This is a genomic window from Ruegeria sp. AB8, assembly GCF_056542605.1.
In genome coordinates, this window is the sequence record NZ_JBQGAB010000005.1 from 68,781 (window position 1) to 85,927 (window position 17,147).

18 protein-coding genes are annotated in these 17,147 nt (G+C 59.4%); 4 read left to right on the forward strand and 14 right to left on the reverse strand.

All coding sequences use genetic code 11. The features are described 5' to 3' along the window. Nucleotides 1-3 precede the first annotated feature (3 nt). Together ACR0CG_RS06840 and ACR0CG_RS06845 are read left to right on the forward strand one after the other, a co-directional pair. Nucleotides 4-210, forward strand: coding sequence for a DUF2783 domain-containing protein (locus tag ACR0CG_RS06840; RefSeq protein ID WP_480523617.1), 207 nt, complete (start codon nt 4-6; stop codon nt 208-210). Next, entirely contained in the window at nt 207-746 is a 540-nt protein-coding gene (locus ACR0CG_RS06845) for a VOC family protein (protein WP_170616033.1), read from the forward strand. The genes ACR0CG_RS06840 and ACR0CG_RS06845 overlap by 4 nt, the downstream gene beginning before the upstream one ends. Nucleotides 747-798: 52 nt before the next feature. On the opposite strand, the gene ACR0CG_RS06850 is transcribed toward ACR0CG_RS06845, so the two are convergent. The 14 genes from ACR0CG_RS06850 to ACR0CG_RS06915 all read right to left on the reverse strand — a co-directional run bounded on the left by ACR0CG_RS06850 (nt 799) and on the right by ACR0CG_RS06915 (nt 15,814). Beyond that, on the reverse strand, nt 799-1,560 hold the full coding sequence (locus ACR0CG_RS06850) for a Phenylacetic acid catabolic protein (protein ID WP_480523619.1): 762 nt from the start codon (nt 1,558-1,560) through the stop codon (nt 799-801). A 15-nt stretch (nt 1,561-1,575) separates the two neighbouring features. After that, on the reverse strand, nt 1,576-2,652 hold the full coding sequence (locus tag ACR0CG_RS06855; protein WP_480523621.1) for a 2Fe-2S iron-sulfur cluster-binding protein: 1,077 nt from the start codon (nt 2,650-2,652) through the stop codon (nt 1,576-1,578). Nucleotides 2,653-2,663: 11 nt separating this feature from the next. Next, a complete protein-coding gene (paaD, locus tag ACR0CG_RS06860; RefSeq protein WP_170616027.1) occupies nt 2,664-3,125 on the reverse strand; it encodes a 1,2-phenylacetyl-CoA epoxidase subunit PaaD in 462 nt (153 codons plus the stop codon). A 5-nt stretch (nt 3,126-3,130) separates the two neighbouring features. Continuing rightward, nucleotides 3,131-3,898, reverse strand: a complete 768-nt coding sequence (gene paaC, locus ACR0CG_RS06865; protein ID WP_480523623.1) for a 1,2-phenylacetyl-CoA epoxidase subunit PaaC — start codon at nt 3,896-3,898, stop codon at nt 3,131-3,133. Next, complete coding sequence (paaB, locus tag ACR0CG_RS06870) at nt 3,898-4,182, reverse strand: 1,2-phenylacetyl-CoA epoxidase subunit PaaB (protein WP_170616022.1); 285 nt, start codon at nt 4,180-4,182, stop codon at nt 3,898-3,900. The genes paaC and paaB overlap by 1 nt, the downstream gene beginning before the upstream one ends. A gap of 15 nt (nt 4,183-4,197) precedes the next feature. Next, nucleotides 4,198-5,190 carry a 1,2-phenylacetyl-CoA epoxidase subunit PaaA gene (paaA, locus tag ACR0CG_RS06875; RefSeq protein WP_480523625.1) on the reverse strand — a complete coding sequence of 331 codons (993 nt, stop codon included), beginning with the start codon at nt 5,188-5,190 and terminating at the stop codon, nt 4,198-4,200. Between the two features lie 15 nt (nt 5,191-5,205). Further along, nucleotides 5,206-6,408, reverse strand: a complete 1,203-nt coding sequence (gene pcaF, locus ACR0CG_RS06880; protein ID WP_480523627.1) for a 3-oxoadipyl-CoA thiolase — start codon at nt 6,406-6,408, stop codon at nt 5,206-5,208. 166 nt (nt 6,409-6,574) lie between these two features. After that, the gene (locus ACR0CG_RS06885; protein ID WP_480523629.1) at nt 6,575-7,390 is read right to left on the reverse strand and encodes a PaaX family transcriptional regulator C-terminal domain-containing protein; all 816 of its coding nucleotides are present in this window, start codon (nt 7,388-7,390) and stop codon (nt 6,575-6,577) included. Nucleotides 7,391-7,435: 45 nt separating this feature from the next. Continuing rightward, nucleotides 7,436-9,466: a phenylacetic acid degradation bifunctional protein PaaZ gene (gene paaZ, locus ACR0CG_RS06890; protein ID WP_480523631.1), complete on the reverse strand. Its 2,031-nt coding sequence runs from the start codon at nt 9,464-9,466 to the stop codon at nt 7,436-7,438. Between the two features lie 120 nt (nt 9,467-9,586). After that, entirely contained in the window at nt 9,587-10,777 is a 1,191-nt protein-coding gene (locus ACR0CG_RS06895; protein WP_480523633.1) for a cytochrome P450, read from the reverse strand. Next, nucleotides 10,777-12,129, reverse strand: coding sequence for a TRAP transporter large permease (locus ACR0CG_RS06900; protein WP_170616009.1), 1,353 nt, complete (start codon nt 12,127-12,129; stop codon nt 10,777-10,779). Before ACR0CG_RS06900 ends, ACR0CG_RS06895 begins: the two co-directional genes overlap by 1 nt. Then, nucleotides 12,126-12,632, reverse strand: coding sequence for a TRAP transporter small permease (locus tag ACR0CG_RS06905; RefSeq protein ID WP_480523635.1), 507 nt, complete (start codon nt 12,630-12,632; stop codon nt 12,126-12,128). The genes ACR0CG_RS06900 and ACR0CG_RS06905 overlap by 4 nt, the downstream gene beginning before the upstream one ends. A gap of 58 nt (nt 12,633-12,690) precedes the next feature. Then, nucleotides 12,691-13,710 carry a TRAP transporter substrate-binding protein gene (locus ACR0CG_RS06910; RefSeq protein WP_480523637.1) on the reverse strand — a complete coding sequence of 340 codons (1,020 nt, stop codon included), beginning with the start codon at nt 13,708-13,710 and terminating at the stop codon, nt 12,691-12,693. 40 nt (nt 13,711-13,750) lie between these two features. Further along, nucleotides 13,751-15,814: a 3-hydroxyacyl-CoA dehydrogenase NAD-binding domain-containing protein gene (locus ACR0CG_RS06915; protein WP_480523639.1), complete on the reverse strand. Its 2,064-nt coding sequence runs from the start codon at nt 15,812-15,814 to the stop codon at nt 13,751-13,753. 102 nt (nt 15,815-15,916) lie between these two features. On the opposite strand from ACR0CG_RS06915, the gene paaG reads away from it, so the two are divergent. Both paaG and paaI read left to right on the forward strand, forming a co-directional pair. Next, nucleotides 15,917-16,702 (forward strand): 2-(1,2-epoxy-1,2-dihydrophenyl)acetyl-CoA isomerase PaaG, encoded by a 786-nt coding sequence (paaG, locus tag ACR0CG_RS06920; protein WP_480523641.1) that lies wholly within the window; start codon nt 15,917-15,919, stop codon nt 16,700-16,702. Nucleotides 16,703-16,704: 2 nt separating this feature from the next. Continuing rightward, complete coding sequence (gene paaI, locus ACR0CG_RS06925) at nt 16,705-17,130, forward strand: hydroxyphenylacetyl-CoA thioesterase PaaI (RefSeq protein ID WP_480523643.1); 426 nt, start codon at nt 16,705-16,707, stop codon at nt 17,128-17,130. The last annotated feature ends 17 nt before the right edge of the window (nt 17,131-17,147 follow it).

Here is a 17,147-nt window from a genome sequence, read left to right on the forward strand (position 1 = left end):
GCCATGGCCGATCTGATCCTCACGCCAAATTTCGACAGTACCGATGGGTTCTACGCCGATCTGCTGGATGCACATGAAGGGCTGGACAAGGCACAGGGGGACGCGCTGAACGCGCGCCTGGTGCTGGTCCTGGCCAACCATATCGGGGACAACGTTGTGCTGCGACAAGCCTTGCGCGCCGCGTCGCTTCAACAGGAGGACAACACGTGAAAATCGAGAAAATCCACCACGTCGCCTATCGCTGCAAGGACGCCAAGGAAACCGTCGAATGGTACGGCAAGATGCTGAACATGGATTTCATCCTGGCCATTGCCGAGGATCACGTACCATCGACCCACGAGCCTGATCCCTACATGCATCTGTTTCTGGATGCGGGTGACGGCAACGTTCTGGCCTTTTTCGAGCTGCCGACCAAGCCCGAGATGGGTCGCGATCCCAACACGCCGATCTGGGTGCAACACATCGCCTTCAAGGTGAAAGACCGCGAGACGCTGCTGCAGTTCAAAGACCATCTGGAAGCCAACGGTGTCGAGGTTCTGGGCGTCACCGACCACTCCATCTTTCACTCGATCTACTTCTTCGACCCCAACGGGCACCGGGTCGAACTGGCCTGCCCCGATCCCGAGGAAGAGGCGATGCTCAAGCGCATGGATGAGGTCAAATGGCTGATGCTAGATGAATGGTCAAAGACCAAGAAGGCCCCGAAACACGCAGACTGGCTGCATGCCAAAGAACTGAACAAATAACGTGGCAAAAAGGCCGTCTGTTTTTTGAATAACAGACGGCCTTTGTTCTTAGCTATCGCGGAACTTCCAGCCCGTATTTCTCAAGAATAGCCGAGGCCGCGACAATCCAGCGATCGCGCAGTTCGGCATTCCCGGTGCGGCGCAGCCCCAGCGCCTGAAGATCTTTCAGCCGCGCCGGGTCATCCCCCCCGAAGGAAACGGCGACGCGTGGCCACCAATAGTTGACCGACGCCTGAATCGCGGCCGTATCACCATCCTCTGCCAGTCTGGCCACACCTTCCTCGGCCAACTCGGCGTGGCGCGCCTCAACCGGTGCGATTGCACGAAAGGCTTCGGCCAGAGGTTGATATGAGACACTGCTGAATTCGGCCAGTTGCACGCCGACAGCGCACCCCATGATCAGGTTCATGACCACTGCGTCCGTCCACCCTTCAAGCGGATAATTGAAGACGGCAAGTCGCATATCATGTTCGTTGCGGGTCGCGCCAATATCGGCTGAACGGTCCAGCCGCGCAGCCCAGGGGTGGTGCGTCGCGTAGCGTTTCGTATTGACACCGAACTCACCCATGATGGTCAGGACACGATCGGCGTTATCGGTTTTCTCCAACACGATCTTGGCGGCGGCAATACGTTCCTTGATGCCCGGGCCGGTGTTAATGACGTCGGCAAACCCGGCGGCACCGGCCAGCTCGCTGTCCACAAAGGTCGCCATCAGCTTCATCAGTTCGGCGCGATACCGCGAAGGCACGTTCGAAGGGTTTGTCAGCACCCCACCCTGCGCAAGGTAGCTTTCAATGCTCATATCATCCGGCATGACAGGTCCCCTTCTTTATTGATCATAATCGACGACGACAGTGTCGGTCAGTGGAAAGGACTGACAGGACAGAACATAGCCCTTCTCGACCTCATAATCCTCCAGCGCATGGTTGGTCACCATCTCCACCTCGCCCTCAATCACTTTGCAGCGGCAGGTCGAACAGACCCCGGCCTTGCAAGCATAGGGCGCATCCATCGCGTTCTGCAAAGCCGCGTCCAGCAGCGTCGTGTCCTTGGGCATATCGATGGTCTGGGTTGCGCCGTCCAGCGTGATGGAGGCCTTTGCCGTATTGGCGCTGCTGGCGGCATCCTTGGCCTTGGCCTTGCGCTTCAACCGACCGGGCTGGGCGCTGGCGAAAAGTTCGAATTTGATCTGACCGTCATCCAGTCCATGATCACGCAATGCACGGGCTATGCCCAACATCATCGGCTCGGGGCCGCAAATGAATGCGGTATCGACATTTTCGATGTCGATCCAACCGGTTTTGAATAGTTGCGCGCATTTCTCTTCCGTCACCATTCCGGTGAACAGATCGATTTCCTGGGCATCCGTTTCGAGCACATGGATGACGTTGAAACGTCCCATAAAGCTATTCTTAAGGTCCTCAAGCTCCTCGCGGAACATGATCGAGTTCACGCTCTTGTTGGCGTAAACAAGCGTGAAACTGGAATTGGGTTCGCGTGACAGGGTGGTTTTCAGGATCGACAGCACCGGGGTAATGCCGGACCCGCCCGCGAAACCCAGATACTGCTTCTCGTTTCCGGCATCCAGTTCGGTAAAGAACCCACCCATCGGCGGCATCACCTGAATGGTGTCCCCCACCTTCAGATCTTCGTTGGCCCAGGTCGAAAACGCACCGCCATCGACCCGCTTGATGCCGACCTGCAGGACACCGTCATCCTTACCCGCGCAGATCGAATAGGATCGGCGCAGCTCCTCACCGTCAAAGTCGCGGCGAAATGTCAGGTACTGGCCTTGCTTAAACTCGAACTCGGCAGCCGCACCATTCTCGGGCTTCAGCGTCACGACCACCGCGTCGCGGATCGTTTTGCGGATGTCTGTGACTTCAAGATCATGAAAGCGCGCCATGGGTTCCTCCCTCAGATGCACTTGAAATAGTCGAACGGTTCCAGGCAGTCGCAACACCGCCACTGCGCCTTGCAGGGGGTCGAGCCGAACTGGCTGAGTTTTTCGAGATGGTTGCCACCACAACGCGGACAGCGTTCGGGTCCGCCTGCCGGTTGCGGCGGTGCGATGCCGAACTCTTCCAGACGCACGCGCCCCTTGTCCGACAACCAGTCGGTGGTCCATGCAGGTGAAAGCTGACGGCGCAGTTCAAGCCGGTCGATCCCCTTTTCGCGCAGCGCCGTCTGGATATCCAGATTGATGACGCTGGTCGCCGGGCAACCCGAATAGGTTGGTGTGACCGTGACAACCAAAAGATCATCTTCCCACGCGACGTCGCGGATGATCCCCAGATCCACCAGAGAGATCACGGGGATTTCCGGATCGGGCACATGGTCCAGCCACTGCCAGATTTCACCGACGGAGGGCCGCGCCATCACTGTCACCACCGGCAACCGGGATAGGCACGCGGCAGCCACTGCATCGTGCACAGCAGATGGCCCAGATGTTCAGTATGCATCTGGCCGGTGCGGCCACCCTTATGGGCAAAGCGGCTTTCGGGAATGGTCAGCGTCGCCTCGGACAGGACCCGGCCCACCATCGTATCGTATTCTTCACGCAACTGGCCGGGGTCGCTCGAGATACCGGCCTTAACCATGGCCTCATCGACCGCGTCGCCTTCGAACATCTCTCCGACATAGGGCCACAGATAGTTCAGGGCGGCCTGCATCCGGTTATGGCTTTCCTCGGTTCCGTCTCCCAGACCGACAACCGTGTCGGCAGATCTTTCCAGGTGATACGCCACTTCTTTGCTGGCCTTTTCAGCGATCTCGGCCACAGTCCGATCCGACGATCTGATCAGCCGGCCCAGCATGATGGAATGCCACGCATCGAACAGAAACTGACGCATCAGGGTCTGACCGAAATCGCCATTGGGCATCTCGACCAGCAGAACGTTGCGAAAATCCCAGCCGTCGCGAAGAAAGGCCAGATCGTCCGCCGACTTGCCTTCGCCCTCAATTTCGGCCGCATAACCCAGCCAGAGCTGCGTCTGACCGATCAGGTCCAGCGCCGTATTGGCAAGCGCGATGTCCTCTTCCAGCACGGGCGCATGACCGCACCATTCGGACACCCTGTGCCCGAGGACCAAAGTGTTGTCGCCCATCCGCAGCAGAAATTGCAGCAGGGCCTGTTTGTCGACTTCTGCCATCACATATGCCCCACTTCGTCCGGGATGTCGTAAAACGTCGGGTGGCGGTAGACCTTGCTCTCGGAGGGCTCGAACAGGGGGCCCTTCTCGCCGGGTGCGGTGGCCGCGATGTGCCGGGCTTCAACCACCCAGATCGACACGCCTTCGTTGCGGCGCGTATAGACATCGCGCGCGTTCTTGATCGCCATTTCGGCATCTGGTGCATGTAGCGAACCAACATGCCGGTGGCTCAGCCCATGCTGGCCGCGGATGAAGATTTCCCAAAGGGGCCATTCATTTTTCATAGCGGAACCTCCTGATTACTCTGCCGCGTGCTTGCGGGCGGCTTTCTTGCGGGCATGTTCCAGCAAGCCGTCGCGCACCCACGCGCCGTCGTCCCACGCCTTGTTGCGCGCAGCCAGCCGGTCCACGTTGCACGGACCGTTGCCCTTGATGACGTTGAAGAACTCGGACCAGTCCGGGTCGGTGTAGTCGTAGTGGCCGCGTTCCTCGTTCCATTTGATGCCGGGATCCGGCAAATCGAGGCCAAGGAATTCGATCTGTGGCACCGTCTGGTCCACGAACTTCTGGCGCAGCTCGTCATTGGTGTTGATTTTGATCTTCCACGCCATCGACTGCGCCGAGTGCACCGAATCCTTGTCGGAGGGGCCGAACATCATCAAAGACGGGAACCACAGCCGGTTCAGCGCGTCCTGCGCCATTTTCTTCTGCTCGGGCGTGCCCTCGGCCATCTTGCGGATGGCGTCATAACCCTGCCGTTGATGAAAGCTCTCTTCTTTGCAAATGCGGATCATCGCGCGCGAGTACGGCCCGTACGATGTACGCTGCAATGGCACCTGATTCATGATCGCCGCACCATCCACCAGCCAGCCGACGGCACCGATATCTGCCCAGTTCAGGGTCGGATAGTTGAAGATCGACGAATACTTCATGCGCCCGTCCAGCAACATCTCGGTGATCTCATCGCGGCTGACCCCAAGCGTTTCCGCCGCACAGTAAAGATACAGACCATGCCCGGCCTCATCCTGCACCTTGGCCAGCAGGATGGCCTTGCGTTCCAATGTGGGCGCACGGGTGATCCAGTTGCCTTCGGGAAGCTGGCCGACGATTTCTGAATGCGCATGCTGTCCGATCTGGCGAATCAGGGTCGCGCGGTAATCATCCGGCATCCAATCCCTTGGTTCGATCTTGATATCCCGGTCGATCTTGTCCTGGAACTCACGCTCCTGATCCGTCATCTCGCCTTTGGATTTGACGCCGGTTCCGGCCGTTTTCACAAGTTGAGCATACATCTGGGGTCTCCTCCCTTAGACGCGTTCAAGGATCAGGGCGACGCCCTGACCCACGCCGACGCACATGGTGCAAAGCGCATAGCGCCCGCCCGAGCGTTGCAGTTGATAAGCCGCGGTCAGCACGATGCGGGCCCCCGACATGCCCAGCGGATGACCCATTGCAATGGCACCGCCATTGGCATTCACGTGCGGTGCATCATCGGCAACACCAAGCTCGCGCAGCGTGGCAAGGCCCTGAGCCGCAAACGCCTCGTTCAATTCTATCACATCCATCTGATCGATACTCAGACCGGCGCGGGCCAGCACCTTGCGGCTGGCCGATACCGGGCCGATGCCCATGACGCGCGGCTCGACACCCGTAGCGGACATCCCAACCACGCGCGCCATCGGTGTCAGGCTGTTCTTGTGCGCTGCCACCTCGCTGGCCAGAAGCAGCGCCGCTGCGCCATCGTTCACACCCGAGGCATTACCCGCAGTCACGGTTTTGTCGGGGCCATTCACACCTTTCAATCCGGCCAGCTTCGCAGCATCGGTTCCGGGACGGGGATGTTCGTCCGTATCCACGACAACCGGATCGCCCTTGCGCTGCGGGACCGAGACCGGGGTGATCTCATCCCGGAAAATCCCCGCCTCATGCGCTGCTTGCCAGCGAGCCTGACTGCGGGCCGCGAAGTCGTCCTGATCCTGGCGGCTTACGCCATAGTCTTCGGCCACGTTGTCAGCCGTTTGCGGCATGCTGTCCACGCCGTACATGTCTTTCATCTTCGGGTTTATGAACCGCCAGCCAATCGTTGTGTCATAAACCGCATTAGCGCGGCTAAAGGCGCTGCTGGCCTTGGGCATGACAAAGGGCGCGCGGCTCATGCTTTCCACGCCGCCCGCAATTGCCAGATCGAAGTCGCCGGCCCCGATTCCACGCGCGGCCATGCCCACCGCGTCCATCCCGCTGGCGCAAAGCCGGTTCACGGTGGTTCCCGGAACATCAACCGGCAAACCGGCCAGCAGCGCCGCCATACGCGCCACGTTCCTGTTGCTTTCACCGGCCTGATTGGCATCGCCAAAGATCACGTCATCCACACTGGCCCAGTCCACCTGCGGATTCCGGGCCATCAGTGCGGCGATCGGCACCGCCGCAAGGTCATCTGTTCTGACCGAAGACAACGCGCCACCATACCGGCCAATCGGGGTACGTGTCGCGTCACAAATGAATGCGTCCATCAAAGGCCTCCTGTCGCAACGGCCAGAAACACCAACCGTGTGGTCGGTTAATACGGGTCGCAATGATTCGAAGCAAGTAATATGTTACGAATTTTTTGCCATTTCTGATTCAATGTAACTTATTGTTCGACACACCGACCTTCGCCACCGGGAAATACCGGGACCACTATCCGGTCAAAGCCGATTCAAGCGCTTTGATCGAAGGGCGCGGCAACCTGTCGAGGATCTGGAAAACAACCTTTCGGCAGGCCGGACCCTTCCACGCCTCGGGCAGAAACTCTGACGGCAAATCCGGGTGCCGCAAAACGATGCGGCGCCAGCTGTGAACGATCAGGACCCGCAGGACCGCCGCCTGAAACGGATCGCCGACACCCGAGGCCGGAATGCTCTCCTGAACCGCCCGCAATCGAGTCAGAAGCTGTTTATATCCTTCGTTCAGCGCATCTGGTCCGCAACGTTCGCGCAGCCAGCGGGGAACCGAGAGGTCACCGCTTTGAACAATAAACAGGTCTTCGATACCTTCCGGAGCCTCACCGGGAGCCATCGCTGCCGTGCTGCTCAGTGGAATGTAGTCACCGGTCAGCAGCAGATCGGCCAGTTCCTGCCGGGACCCGTCCGAACTGTCCGCGATAAGGACATGCCAGGTTTCCGGGCGCACGGTTTCGCGGGCGTAGATTCGCGGCACCGCCGCGGCGCTTTGAGCGCGCCCAAACGCCGTCAGGCTGTGCGTGCTGTTGCGCCCGCTTCGGGTGCTTTCGATCCAGCCCTCCTTGCGCAGTCGGTGCAAAGCAACCCGGGTCGCTTCAGACTTTATCCCGGCAAGCCCGGTCAGCCGGGTGATCAGGGCACCGCTGATCTGATCGGTTTCGTTCTGGGCCAGATCGCCGAAAATCGATACCAGCACCGACCAAACCCGCTGCGTGCCGGACGCCGTCAGCTGGGCAACACAGGTTTCGAACCAGTCAGAATGCGGATCCTTCATAGCCTAAATATAGCCCGGCCAAAGGAAATTGCCATCCGGCCCGCTTCAGTAGGCTACCATTGTCAGCAATTCATATTCCGCCACCAGATCACCATCCTGGTTGGTCAGCGACACGTGCCAGCGCACTTCTCCGTATTCATCATTGCGCCCGGTCTTCTTCATGACAGTCAGCCGCACCTTGATCGCATCGCCCGCTTCCACCGGCTTCATGAAACGCAGATTGTCCAGCCCGGTATTGGCCAGAACCGGACCTTCGTTGGGTTCCACAAACAGACCCGCCGCAAACGAAAGCAACAAATAACCATGCGCCACACGACCAGGGAAGAACGGGTTCCGCTCGGCCGCGGCCTGATCCATATGGGCGTAGAAAGTGTCGCCCGTGAAATGCGCGAAATGCTCGACATCGTCCATGGTGATGGTGCGCGGTGCCGTATGAATGGTCTCGCCAATCGCCAGATCGTGATACCGACGGGTAAAAGGATGCGCCGGGCCTTTGATCTCGGTCGCACCGGAAACCCACCTGTCGCCGATCGCGGTCAGGATATCGGGCGAGCCCTGAATTGCCGTGCGCTGCATGTAATGCTGCACCCCTCGCACACCACCCATCTCTTCGCCGCCTCCGGCGCGACCGGGGCCGCCGTGGACCATGTGCGGCAACGGAGACCCGTGGCCCGTTGCTTCCTTCATCGAATCCCGGTTGTTGAAATACAAACGCCCGTGATAGGTCCCGGCCCCCATGACAATCTCACGCGCGACGGATGGGTCGCGGGTGATCACGGACGCCACCAGTGAACCCTGCCCCTTGTTAGCCAATTCAACCGCATGGTCCAGATCACGATATCCCATGATGGTGCTGACCGGGCCGAAGGCCTCGGTATCGTGCACCCGCCGGGCCGTATCAGGGCTGGCGCAATGGAACAGCATCGGCGGGACAAAGGCGCCCTTTTCGACATCCGCACCGTCAATGGCGAAGTCTTCGGGATTGCCGAAAACCCGCTCGGCCTCCTGCCCGATGATCGCGGCTTTTTCCAGAACATCGCGCCTCTGGCCTTGTGAAACGAGCGCGCCCATGCGGGTGGTTTCAAGCCTCGGATCGCCGATGACCGTCTTTGCCAATCTGTCCGAAAGCGCATCGATCACAGCCTGAACATGTGTTTCCGGTGCGATGATCCGGCGGATGGCCGTACATTTCTGCCCCGCCTTTGTTGTCATTTCGCGCTGAACTTCCTTGATGAACAGGTCGAACTCGGGCGTTCCGGGTTCCGCATCCGGCCCCAGAACCGAGGCATTCAGGCTGTCCTGTTCGGCCACAAACCGCACCGAGTTCTCAAGGATCACCGGATTGGCACGCAGTTTCAGTGCCGTTTCGGCCGAGCCGGTAAAGCTGACCACGTCCTGCATTCCCAGCCGGTCGAGCATATCGCCCAATCCGCCCGTCACCAACTGCAAGGCACCCTTGGGCAAGATGCCTGAATCCAGCATGATGCGCACGCACAACTCTGTCACGTAGCAGGAGTTGGTGGCAGGTTTAACAATCGCCGGAACCCCGGCCAGCAAAGTTGGCGCCAGTTTTTCCAACATCCCCCAGACCGGGAAGTTGTATGCGTTGATATGCACCGCGACGCCCTGCAATGGGGTGCATACATGCTGGCCCAGGAACGTTCCGTTGCGCGACAACTGCTCAAACTCGCCGTCCAGGAAGACATGCCCGTCAGGCATCTCGCGACGCCCCTTGGACGCGTAGACAAAAGTCGTGCCAATGCCGCCATCGATGTCGATCAGGTGGTCGGATTGAGTCGCGCCCGTATCGAAAGACAGATCATACAGTGCCTGTTTGTGCTGCCCCAGATGCATGGCCAGCGCCTTCAGCATCTTTGCCCGCTCGTGGAATGTCATCCTGCGCAGGGCGGGCCCGCCTGCATCCCGCGCGTGGTCCAGCATTGCCCGCACGTCCAGCGCGCTGTTGCCCGCGGTCGCGATCACGTCACCGGTGACTGCACTGGCGATGGAACGGGCACCTTCACCCGGCGCAATCCATTCACCGGCGGCAAAGCTGGAAATCTGTTGGATGGTCATATGTGCCTCCTCATCCTTGGCATCCGGTCGGCGAATTTGGCCGGGTCGTTCGGATCAAATTATTATTAACCGATCGGTCGGTCAAACATAAAATAGCAAAAATGCCTATCTATGCCGCATCTATGCCACCCGAGCTGGCAGACGGGCAAAGCCGCGAAACCTGATGCGATTTCCTCTTTGCGCACCCTCCTGCAACACAAAACCGGGAAAGCGCTCGAGAAAACGGCCAACGGCAACACGCCCTTCCATTCGCGCCAGAGTCAGCCCGACGCAGGTATGCGGTCCGCCTGCAAAGGCGTGATGTTTGTTGGGACGGCGATCCAGTTTCACTGCATCGGGGTCGTCAAACTGGCGCGGATCACGGTTGGCAGCACCAATACAGAGGTGAATATCCGTACCCGCCGGGATCATGTGACCATGGAATTCAACTGCCTCGGTGGTCAGGCGATTGCCGAACTGGTTCGGGCTTTCCAGCCGCAGGAATTCGTCCACCGCCGTTGTGATCAGATCGGGTCTGGCCCGAAGTTCAGCCCGTTTATCAGGGTGCCGGTGCAACAGATCCAGTGCGTTACCGATCAGGTTTGTGGTGGTTTCGTGCCCGGCATTCAGAATGAAGATACAATTCTGATACAGCTCAACTTCGGTCAACCGATCGTCCACATCACCCTGCATCAGACGAGTCAGGACGTCTGTTTCCGGGTCGCCCGGACTGGCGCGGCGGTCGTCGATGATCCGGCGCAGGTATTCGACGAAATCGGCGACAGCGCGATTGCCCTGCTCCTCCTGCTCGGGCGTCAGCTTGGGCTCAAGCGCCCCAAGTATCGCGAGCGACCAGTCCCGCAAAGGCTCACGCTCATCACGGGGAATGCCCAGAAGATTTCCGATGATCTCGATGGGAATGGCGCCGGCAAAATCTTCGATCAGTTCGACTTGGCCCTTGGCCTGCATCTCGTCCAGCAGGCGATCAACCAGTTCGACCAGCCCAGGCTCCATCTGCGCCAGCGCGCGGGGGTTCAGCGCGCCGACCATCACCTTGCGCACACGGGTGTGCAACGGCGGATCGTTGAACACAAGGCTGGTGGTGTGGTGTTCGAATAATGCGCTATCGACCCCGTATATCGGGCCAAAGACCGCCTTCTTGTCCGAAATGAAACGGCGTGTATCGCGATACACCAGATCCAGATCTTCGTATCTGGACAGGATCACGCTGCCATCCGGTTGCACACAAACGGGCGCATCCTCGCGCAAAGCGGCGTAGGTCGGATACGGGTCCTGATGAAACCCTTCGGGAAGTGCGGTCAGCGCGAACATCAGTGCCCCATCGCGCCCATCTGCTCGGGCAGGACCAGCACCAGCCAAGGCACCAGAACGATCAACGCCAGGCGGAAGATGTCGGCAACCCAGAATGGTGTCACGCCCCGGAAGATCGTTCCGGTCGACACATCGCCCACCACGCCTTTCAGGATGAACACGTTCAGACCGACGGGCGGAGTTATCAAGCTGATCTCGGTCACAACGACCACGACGATACCGAACCAGATCGGGTCATAGCCCAGCGACGTGACCAGCGGGAAAAAGATCGGCACCGTCAGCAGCAGCATCGAAAGCGATTCAAAAACGCAGCCAAGGATGATGTAGATGCCCAGGATCATCAGGATCACCACGAAAGGCGACACTTCATATGCCGTCACCAGCGCAATCAACGCTTCGGGCAAACCAGCCAGGTTGATGAAATTCGAAAAGATCTGCGCCCCAATCAGCACCGAGAACAAGGCCGCGGCTGTATATGACGTCTCCTTCAGCACCTCGAATGTCGAACTCAGCGTCAGGCCGCCGCGCGACAGGGCGATCAGGAACGCGCCCATCGCACCCATACCCGCCGCTTCGGTCGGGCTGAAGGTCAGGTTCAGCGGGTGAAAATCAAACGCGCCGTAGAGGCCCCCGATCACCAGAAAGAACAACAAAAGAACGGCCCAGACGGATCGCAGTGCTGTCAGACGCTCGCCCCAGCCGTGGCGTTCGCCGGCAGGGCCTGAATCAGGCTTGCGCCAGACGGTCCAGCGCACCGCGAACAGATAGAACAGGATGCCCATCATCCCCGGCAATATCCCGGCGACAAACAGCTTCCCGATCGAGGTTTCGGTCAGCAGGCCATAGATCACCAGAATGACCGAAGGCGGGATCAGAATGCCCAGCGTCCCGCCTGCCGCAATCGAGGCGGTCGACAACTCGTCCGAATAGCGATAGCGGCGCATTTCCGGCATTGCGACCTTGGACATTGTAGCAGCCGTGGCCAAAGACGACCCGCATATTGCCGAAAAACCACCGCATGCGGCGACGGTCGCCATGGCGATACCGCCCCGAAAATGCCCCAGGAAGGCGTTAGAAACCGCGTAAAGCTCACGCGCCAATCCACCTTTGTTGACGAACAGTCCCATCAGGATGAACAGCGGCACAACCGACAGGCCATAGTCCTGCGCGGTGTCCGTGATCTGGCGGCCCACCATCGACATGGCGGCCTTGAGCCCCCGTTCCGAAAAAATCGCGCCGCCTCGTTCGTAGGCGAAGCCAAACGTGCCAACCAAACCCATCGCAAAGACAATGGGCAAACGAAGCAGCACCAGAACCAGTACCAGTGCGAAACCGATCAGGGCTGCGGTCATTGGGTCTGCTCCGACAGGGCGTGGGGTGCAAAGATGTACATCAGACCGGTAATCACCATCGCGATGGCGGCAATAACGGTGAAGAAGGTGATGAACCAGCCGACATAGAAGACCGGGATCGACAGGTATTCTGTGACGTCCCCGTAGTCGCGCGCGCGCTCGGACAGGATCCAGACCCTGTTGATTGGCCAGATCAGCATGATGCCCGATGCCAGGTAAACCACAGCGTCACGGGCCCGGCTAAGGCGAAGACGGGAAAACAGACCGTCTGTGAGATCGACCGCGATCTGGCCTTTTCCCGCGGAAATCATGGGCAGGACCGAAAACACGAGAATGGCCATCAAAATCCGGGTCAGTTCGGTCGCAGCCTCGATCGGAGCATTGAAAACCGACCGCAGGATGACATCGCAGAATGTCATCACCATCAGGATGAACAGGGCCACACAGGCCAGCAGCGTCGGAAAAAAACTGGCGCGCCGCGCCCAGATCACGAGTTTTCGCATGATTATGTCTCTTGCCGGTAAAAAATGGCTGGTGGGAAACCCCACCAGCCGGACAGCCTTACTGAGCCGCCATTTCTTGCACGATCAGGTCATAGGTTGCCTGCGCGTCGATACCGGTTTCATTGACTTCGCCAATCACCTTGCTTCGAACGTCGGCCGCAATCTGATTGAACTGTTCAAGATCTTCTGCGGACGCGGCGTTGATGCTGTTGCCACCCGCCGCCTCGGTCGCCTCGCGCCCGATGGCGTCGATCTGGTCCCAGATCTTGCCGATCTCACGGCTCAGCGGCTCGCCAAAGACTTTCTCTTCCAGTGCCTTCTGCAGATCTTCGGGCAAGTCGGCAAACGTATCTTCGTTCATAATGAACGCAAACGAGCCGCGATAGAGCCCGCCGGGCACTTCGTAAACGTTCTGTGCGACCTCGGTCAGCTTGAAGCCTTTGCGGGATTCAAACGGCATGACCACGCCATCCGCCGCTTTGGACGCGAGCGTTTCATAGACCTTGGGGGCCGGAACCTGAATGCCGGTTGCGCCCAGCGCCGTTCCAACGTCGCCACCCACACCACCGGGGATACGTACCTTCAGCCCCGAGACCTGATCCAGAGTCGTCACCGGAGCGCTTGAATGCAGCTGCGCCGGACCGTGCGTGTGCAGCGCGATCAGCTTGACCCCGCGATGCTCGTCGGCCGCTTTCAGGTACTTCTCATAGGCGCGCCAATAGGCGACCGATGCGGCCTCGGCCGATCCTTCGTACCCGGGCAGTTCGATCATCTTTGTAGTGACGAAGCGACCTGGCTGGTAGCCGTGGAAAATGATCGAGGCATCTGCTGCGCCATCCATGATCAGGTCCATTTGCGCGGGCGGTGGTGCAAGGCCAAGTTTCAGCTCGGCAGTGACTTTACCATCCGTGGCTTCTTCGACCATTTCGGTGAATTTCGGCCACATCATTGCGTTGATGCCATGGGTCGGCGGGGCCCAGCTGGAAATGGTCAGCGTGTAATCCGCCGCCAACGCCACAGTACCCGAAACGGCCAGCGCGGCCGAGGCAAGAAGGGTACTCAACTTAGTGAACTTCATGGATCTGTCTCCTCCCAGTGAAACATGAGTTAAGAATGCGTTAATGGTCCTTTTTGTAACCATCAACGGGTTTAGAGCTTTCAGGCGCCGCCGCCAACTTCCAGGACGCGGGGCTTTCGGACGCCACCAACTGCATGGCTTCCAACGTTTTTTTCCATCCCACCTCAGTCGCGTATTGCATCGGGCCGCCGCGCCAGCGTGGGAAACCATAGCCATGGATCTGAACCATATCGACGGCATCCGTGGTTTCGGCGATACCTTCCCTGACAATCAGCGCCCCTTCGTTGGCGAGAACGGCCAGAATGCGGGAGGTGATTTCCTCAGCCGAAAACTCCCGGCGTGTAATGCCCTGCTCGGCAGAATATGTTTCGATCAGCGCCTCGACCTCGGGGTCGCGGATCGGTGCGCGGTTGCCGTCTTCGTAACGATACCAGCCTTTGCCGCTGCGCTGCCCAAAACGCTCCAACACGCAAAGCTGATCGGCGATGGTGACGTACCGCTCCTGCGGATCACGCGTGACCGCATTGCGTTTTCTGTTGGCCCAGGCGATCTGCAACCCGGTCAGGTCTTGCAATTCATATGGCCCCATCGGCATTCCAAAAGCGCGCATCGCGGCGTCAATCTGATACGGCATGGCTCCATCGGCCAGCAGGTAATCCGCCTCGCGCCTGTATGCGGCCAGCATTCGGTTGCCGATAAATCCGTCACAAATTCCCGACAGGACCGGAACCTTGCGCAACGTCTTGCCCAAAGTAAAACCTGTCGCGATCACCTCGGCACTGGTGTGAGGGGTTTTCACGATCTCAAGCAGTTTCATGACATGCGCCGGGCTGAAGAAATGCAGCCCCAGACAACGGGCGGGATTTTGCACCCCTTCGAATATGTCGACAGGATCAAGATAAGACGTGTTGGTGGCCAGAATGGCGTCCGGCTTCATGTGGGCGGAAAGGTCTGCAAAAACCGCGCGCTTGACGCTCAGATCCTCGAATACCGCCTCGATCGCCAGATCTGCGTCTGCGGCTCCAGAATAATCGTCCACGGCGCTGAAGGCTGGCAACCGATCCTGCATCTGCGCTTCGGTCATTCTGCCGCGCTTTTCTGCCCCATTCAAAAGCTCGGAAACGCGCGCCTCTGCCGCTGTCGCCGCCTCGGCATCACGTTCGATCAGGGTTACAGCAAGACCACCGTTCAGCGCGGCCGTGGCGATCCCGGCCCCCATAAGCCCGCCGCCGACCACAGCGATTCTGTTAACCGCGCGGGGTGAGGCACCTTGAATTGCCGATGGCTTGGTCACAGTACGCTCCGCAAAAAAAGCATGACGCAATGCACGGCTTTCCGGAGTTTGTCTCAGCTCCAGATGACGCGCCCGCTCTTTCGGCTGGCCTTTTGAAAATGGTTCCAGCGCCCATGACAGCGCCGTCAGGTTCTCCAGCATGGATTGCTGACCTTTGGCACGTTTTCTTAGCGCCTCTCGCGCCACTTCAAAAAGATCGGGCGCAATTTCCGGCACTTTCCGCTGACTGACGGGTACAGGCCGCGCAGGAAGATCCGCGACAAACTCTCTGACCGCCAGGTCGATGTTTTCAGCGACAAGATCGACACCCCCAAGCTCTTGCAGGGCTTCGGCTGTCAGCAGCTTTCCCGAACAGGCCATATCGATGGCAACGTCCATCCCGGCAATGCGTGGCAGTCGTTGTGTGCCTCCGGCACCGGGGATCAGCCCTACATTAACCTCGGGCAGCCCAAACCGAGTGCCCGGCGCAGCGATCCGCCAAGCACAGCCCATGGCAATCTCGAAGCCACCGCCCAACACGTTGCCATGCAACTGGGCGACAAACGGAACCGGGCTGTCTTCGATCATCTGCACGACATCAGGCAGGTGAGGCTCAACGGGGGCGCTGTCGAACTCTGACATGTCGCCACCGGCAATGAAGGTCGAACCGGCGCAGCGCAGAACGGCAACCCGGGCATCCTTGACGGCATCAACCGCATCCGCCAGCCCCTGGCGCACCTGCAACGACGTCGCATTCACCGGCGGATTGTTCACCGTGACCCAGGCGATGTCGCCTTCCAGATCCACTTTGACCAGCGGGGATTGCGTCATGCCGGCTCCCAGTTCGGTTCAGATTCGCAACTCGGTTATTTATTGACCAACCGTTCGGTTAATGCAATATGGAACTTGCCGGATTTCAAACACGAGGTCGCCATGAGCGATACCATTCTTGCCATAAGCCACGGGAATTGGGTCGAAATCACCCTGAATCGCCCTGACAAACTGAATTCCTTCAACGAGGAAATGCACCTTGCCCTGCGTTCCGCGCTGGAAAAAGCGCGTGACGACGGAGCGCGGGCCATCTTGCTGACCGGCGCCGGGCGTGGTTTTTGTGCAGGGCAGGATCTTGGCGACCGGGACCCTTCGAAGATGGATGGGCCGCCCGATCTTGGGCACACTGTGCGCACCTTCTACGCGCCGCTTGTTCGGCTGATCCGGTCGCTCAACTTTCCGGTCATCTGCGCGGTGAACGGTGTTGCCGCCGGCGCGGGCGCAAACCTTGCATTAGCCTGTGACATGGTCCTGGCGGGCGAGAGCGCAAAGTTCATCCAGAGCTTTTCCAAGGTGGGGCTGATACCCGACACCGGCGGAAGCTGGCACCTGCCCCGCTTACTGGGTGAAGCGCGGGCCAAGGGCCTGGCCCTGACAGCGCAACCCCTGCCTGCCGCGCAAGCCGCCGAATGGGGGCTGATCTGGAAAGCGGTGCCGGACGATCAACTGATGCCCGAGGCCCGCGCGCTGACTGAACAGTTCGCAAATGGCCCGACACTGGGCTACGGGCTGACAAAAGAATGCATTCACGCCGCTGCCAAAAACACCCTTTCCGATCAGCTGGATCTGGAGGCGCAAGCCATGAAAACCTGCGGTCAGAGTGCGGACTATGCCGAGGGCGTCGCCAGCTTTCTGGAAAAGCGCGCACCGAATTTTCAGGGCAGGTGACCATGAACGCGAAAGAACGGGCAGAAAAATCAGCGGCCGCCATGTGGGCCAGCGATCAGGCAAGCAAGTGGTTCGGCATGGAAATCCTTGAGGTCGATGAAGGCCGCGCCGTGCTGACCCTGACCGTCGCCGCGCACCATTGCAACGGTGTGGGCATCTGCCACGGCGGCGTCAGCCACGCCCTTGCCGACAGCGCCTTTGCGTTTGCCTGCAACAGCAGAAACACCGTCACCGTGGCGCAGCATACCGTGATGAGTTATCTCGCCCCCGGCCAGTTGGGCGACAGCCTGACCGCCACGGCGACCGAAATATCCCTGACCGGGCGGAGCGGCATCTACGACGTCCGCGTCACCAATCAGGACAACAAACTGATCGCCGAGTTTCGCGGCATGTCCCGCACGATCAACGGCCAGTTGTTCAAAGAATAACTTCGCGTTTGGAGGAG

Coding starts and splice junctions, on each gene's coding strand:
- ACR0CG_RS06840 (WP_480523617.1), top strand. CDS start 4: ATGGCCGATCTGATCCTCACGCCAAATTTCGACAGTACCGATGGGTTC.
- ACR0CG_RS06850 (WP_480523619.1), bottom strand. CDS start 1,560: ATGCCGGATGATATGAGCATTGAAAGCTACCTTGCGCAGGGTGGGGTG.
- ACR0CG_RS06855 (WP_480523621.1), bottom strand. CDS start 2,652: ATGGCGCGCTTTCATGATCTTGAAGTCACAGACATCCGCAAAACGATC.
- paaD (WP_170616027.1), bottom strand. CDS start 3,125: ATGGCGCGGCCCTCCGTCGGTGAAATCTGGCAGTGGCTGGACCATGTG.
- paaC (WP_480523623.1), bottom strand. CDS start 3,898: ATGGCAGAAGTCGACAAACAGGCCCTGCTGCAATTTCTGCTGCGGATG.
- paaB (WP_170616022.1), bottom strand. CDS start 4,182: ATGAAAAATGAATGGCCCCTTTGGGAAATCTTCATCCGCGGCCAGCAT.
- paaA (WP_480523625.1), bottom strand. CDS start 5,190: ATGTATGCTCAACTTGTGAAAACGGCCGGAACCGGCGTCAAATCCAAA.
- pcaF (WP_480523627.1), bottom strand. CDS start 6,408: ATGGACGCATTCATTTGTGACGCGACACGTACCCCGATTGGCCGGTAT.
- ACR0CG_RS06885 (WP_480523629.1), bottom strand. CDS start 7,390: ATGAAGGATCCGCATTCTGACTGGTTCGAAACCTGTGTTGCCCAGCTG.
- paaZ (WP_480523631.1), bottom strand. CDS start 9,466: ATGACCATCCAACAGATTTCCAGCTTTGCCGCCGGTGAATGGATTGCG.
- ACR0CG_RS06895 (WP_480523633.1), bottom strand. CDS start 10,777: ATGTTCGCGCTGACCGCACTTCCCGAAGGGTTTCATCAGGACCCGTAT.
- ACR0CG_RS06900 (WP_170616009.1), bottom strand. CDS start 12,129: ATGACCGCAGCCCTGATCGGTTTCGCACTGGTACTGGTTCTGGTGCTG.
- ACR0CG_RS06905 (WP_480523635.1), bottom strand. CDS start 12,632: ATGCGAAAACTCGTGATCTGGGCGCGGCGCGCCAGTTTTTTTCCGACG.
- ACR0CG_RS06910 (WP_480523637.1), bottom strand. CDS start 13,710: ATGAAGTTCACTAAGTTGAGTACCCTTCTTGCCTCGGCCGCGCTGGCC.
- ACR0CG_RS06915 (WP_480523639.1), bottom strand. CDS start 15,814: ATGACGCAATCCCCGCTGGTCAAAGTGGATCTGGAAGGCGACATCGCC.
- paaG (WP_480523641.1), top strand. CDS start 15,917: ATGAGCGATACCATTCTTGCCATAAGCCACGGGAATTGGGTCGAAATC.
- paaI (WP_480523643.1), top strand. CDS start 16,705: ATGAACGCGAAAGAACGGGCAGAAAAATCAGCGGCCGCCATGTGGGCC.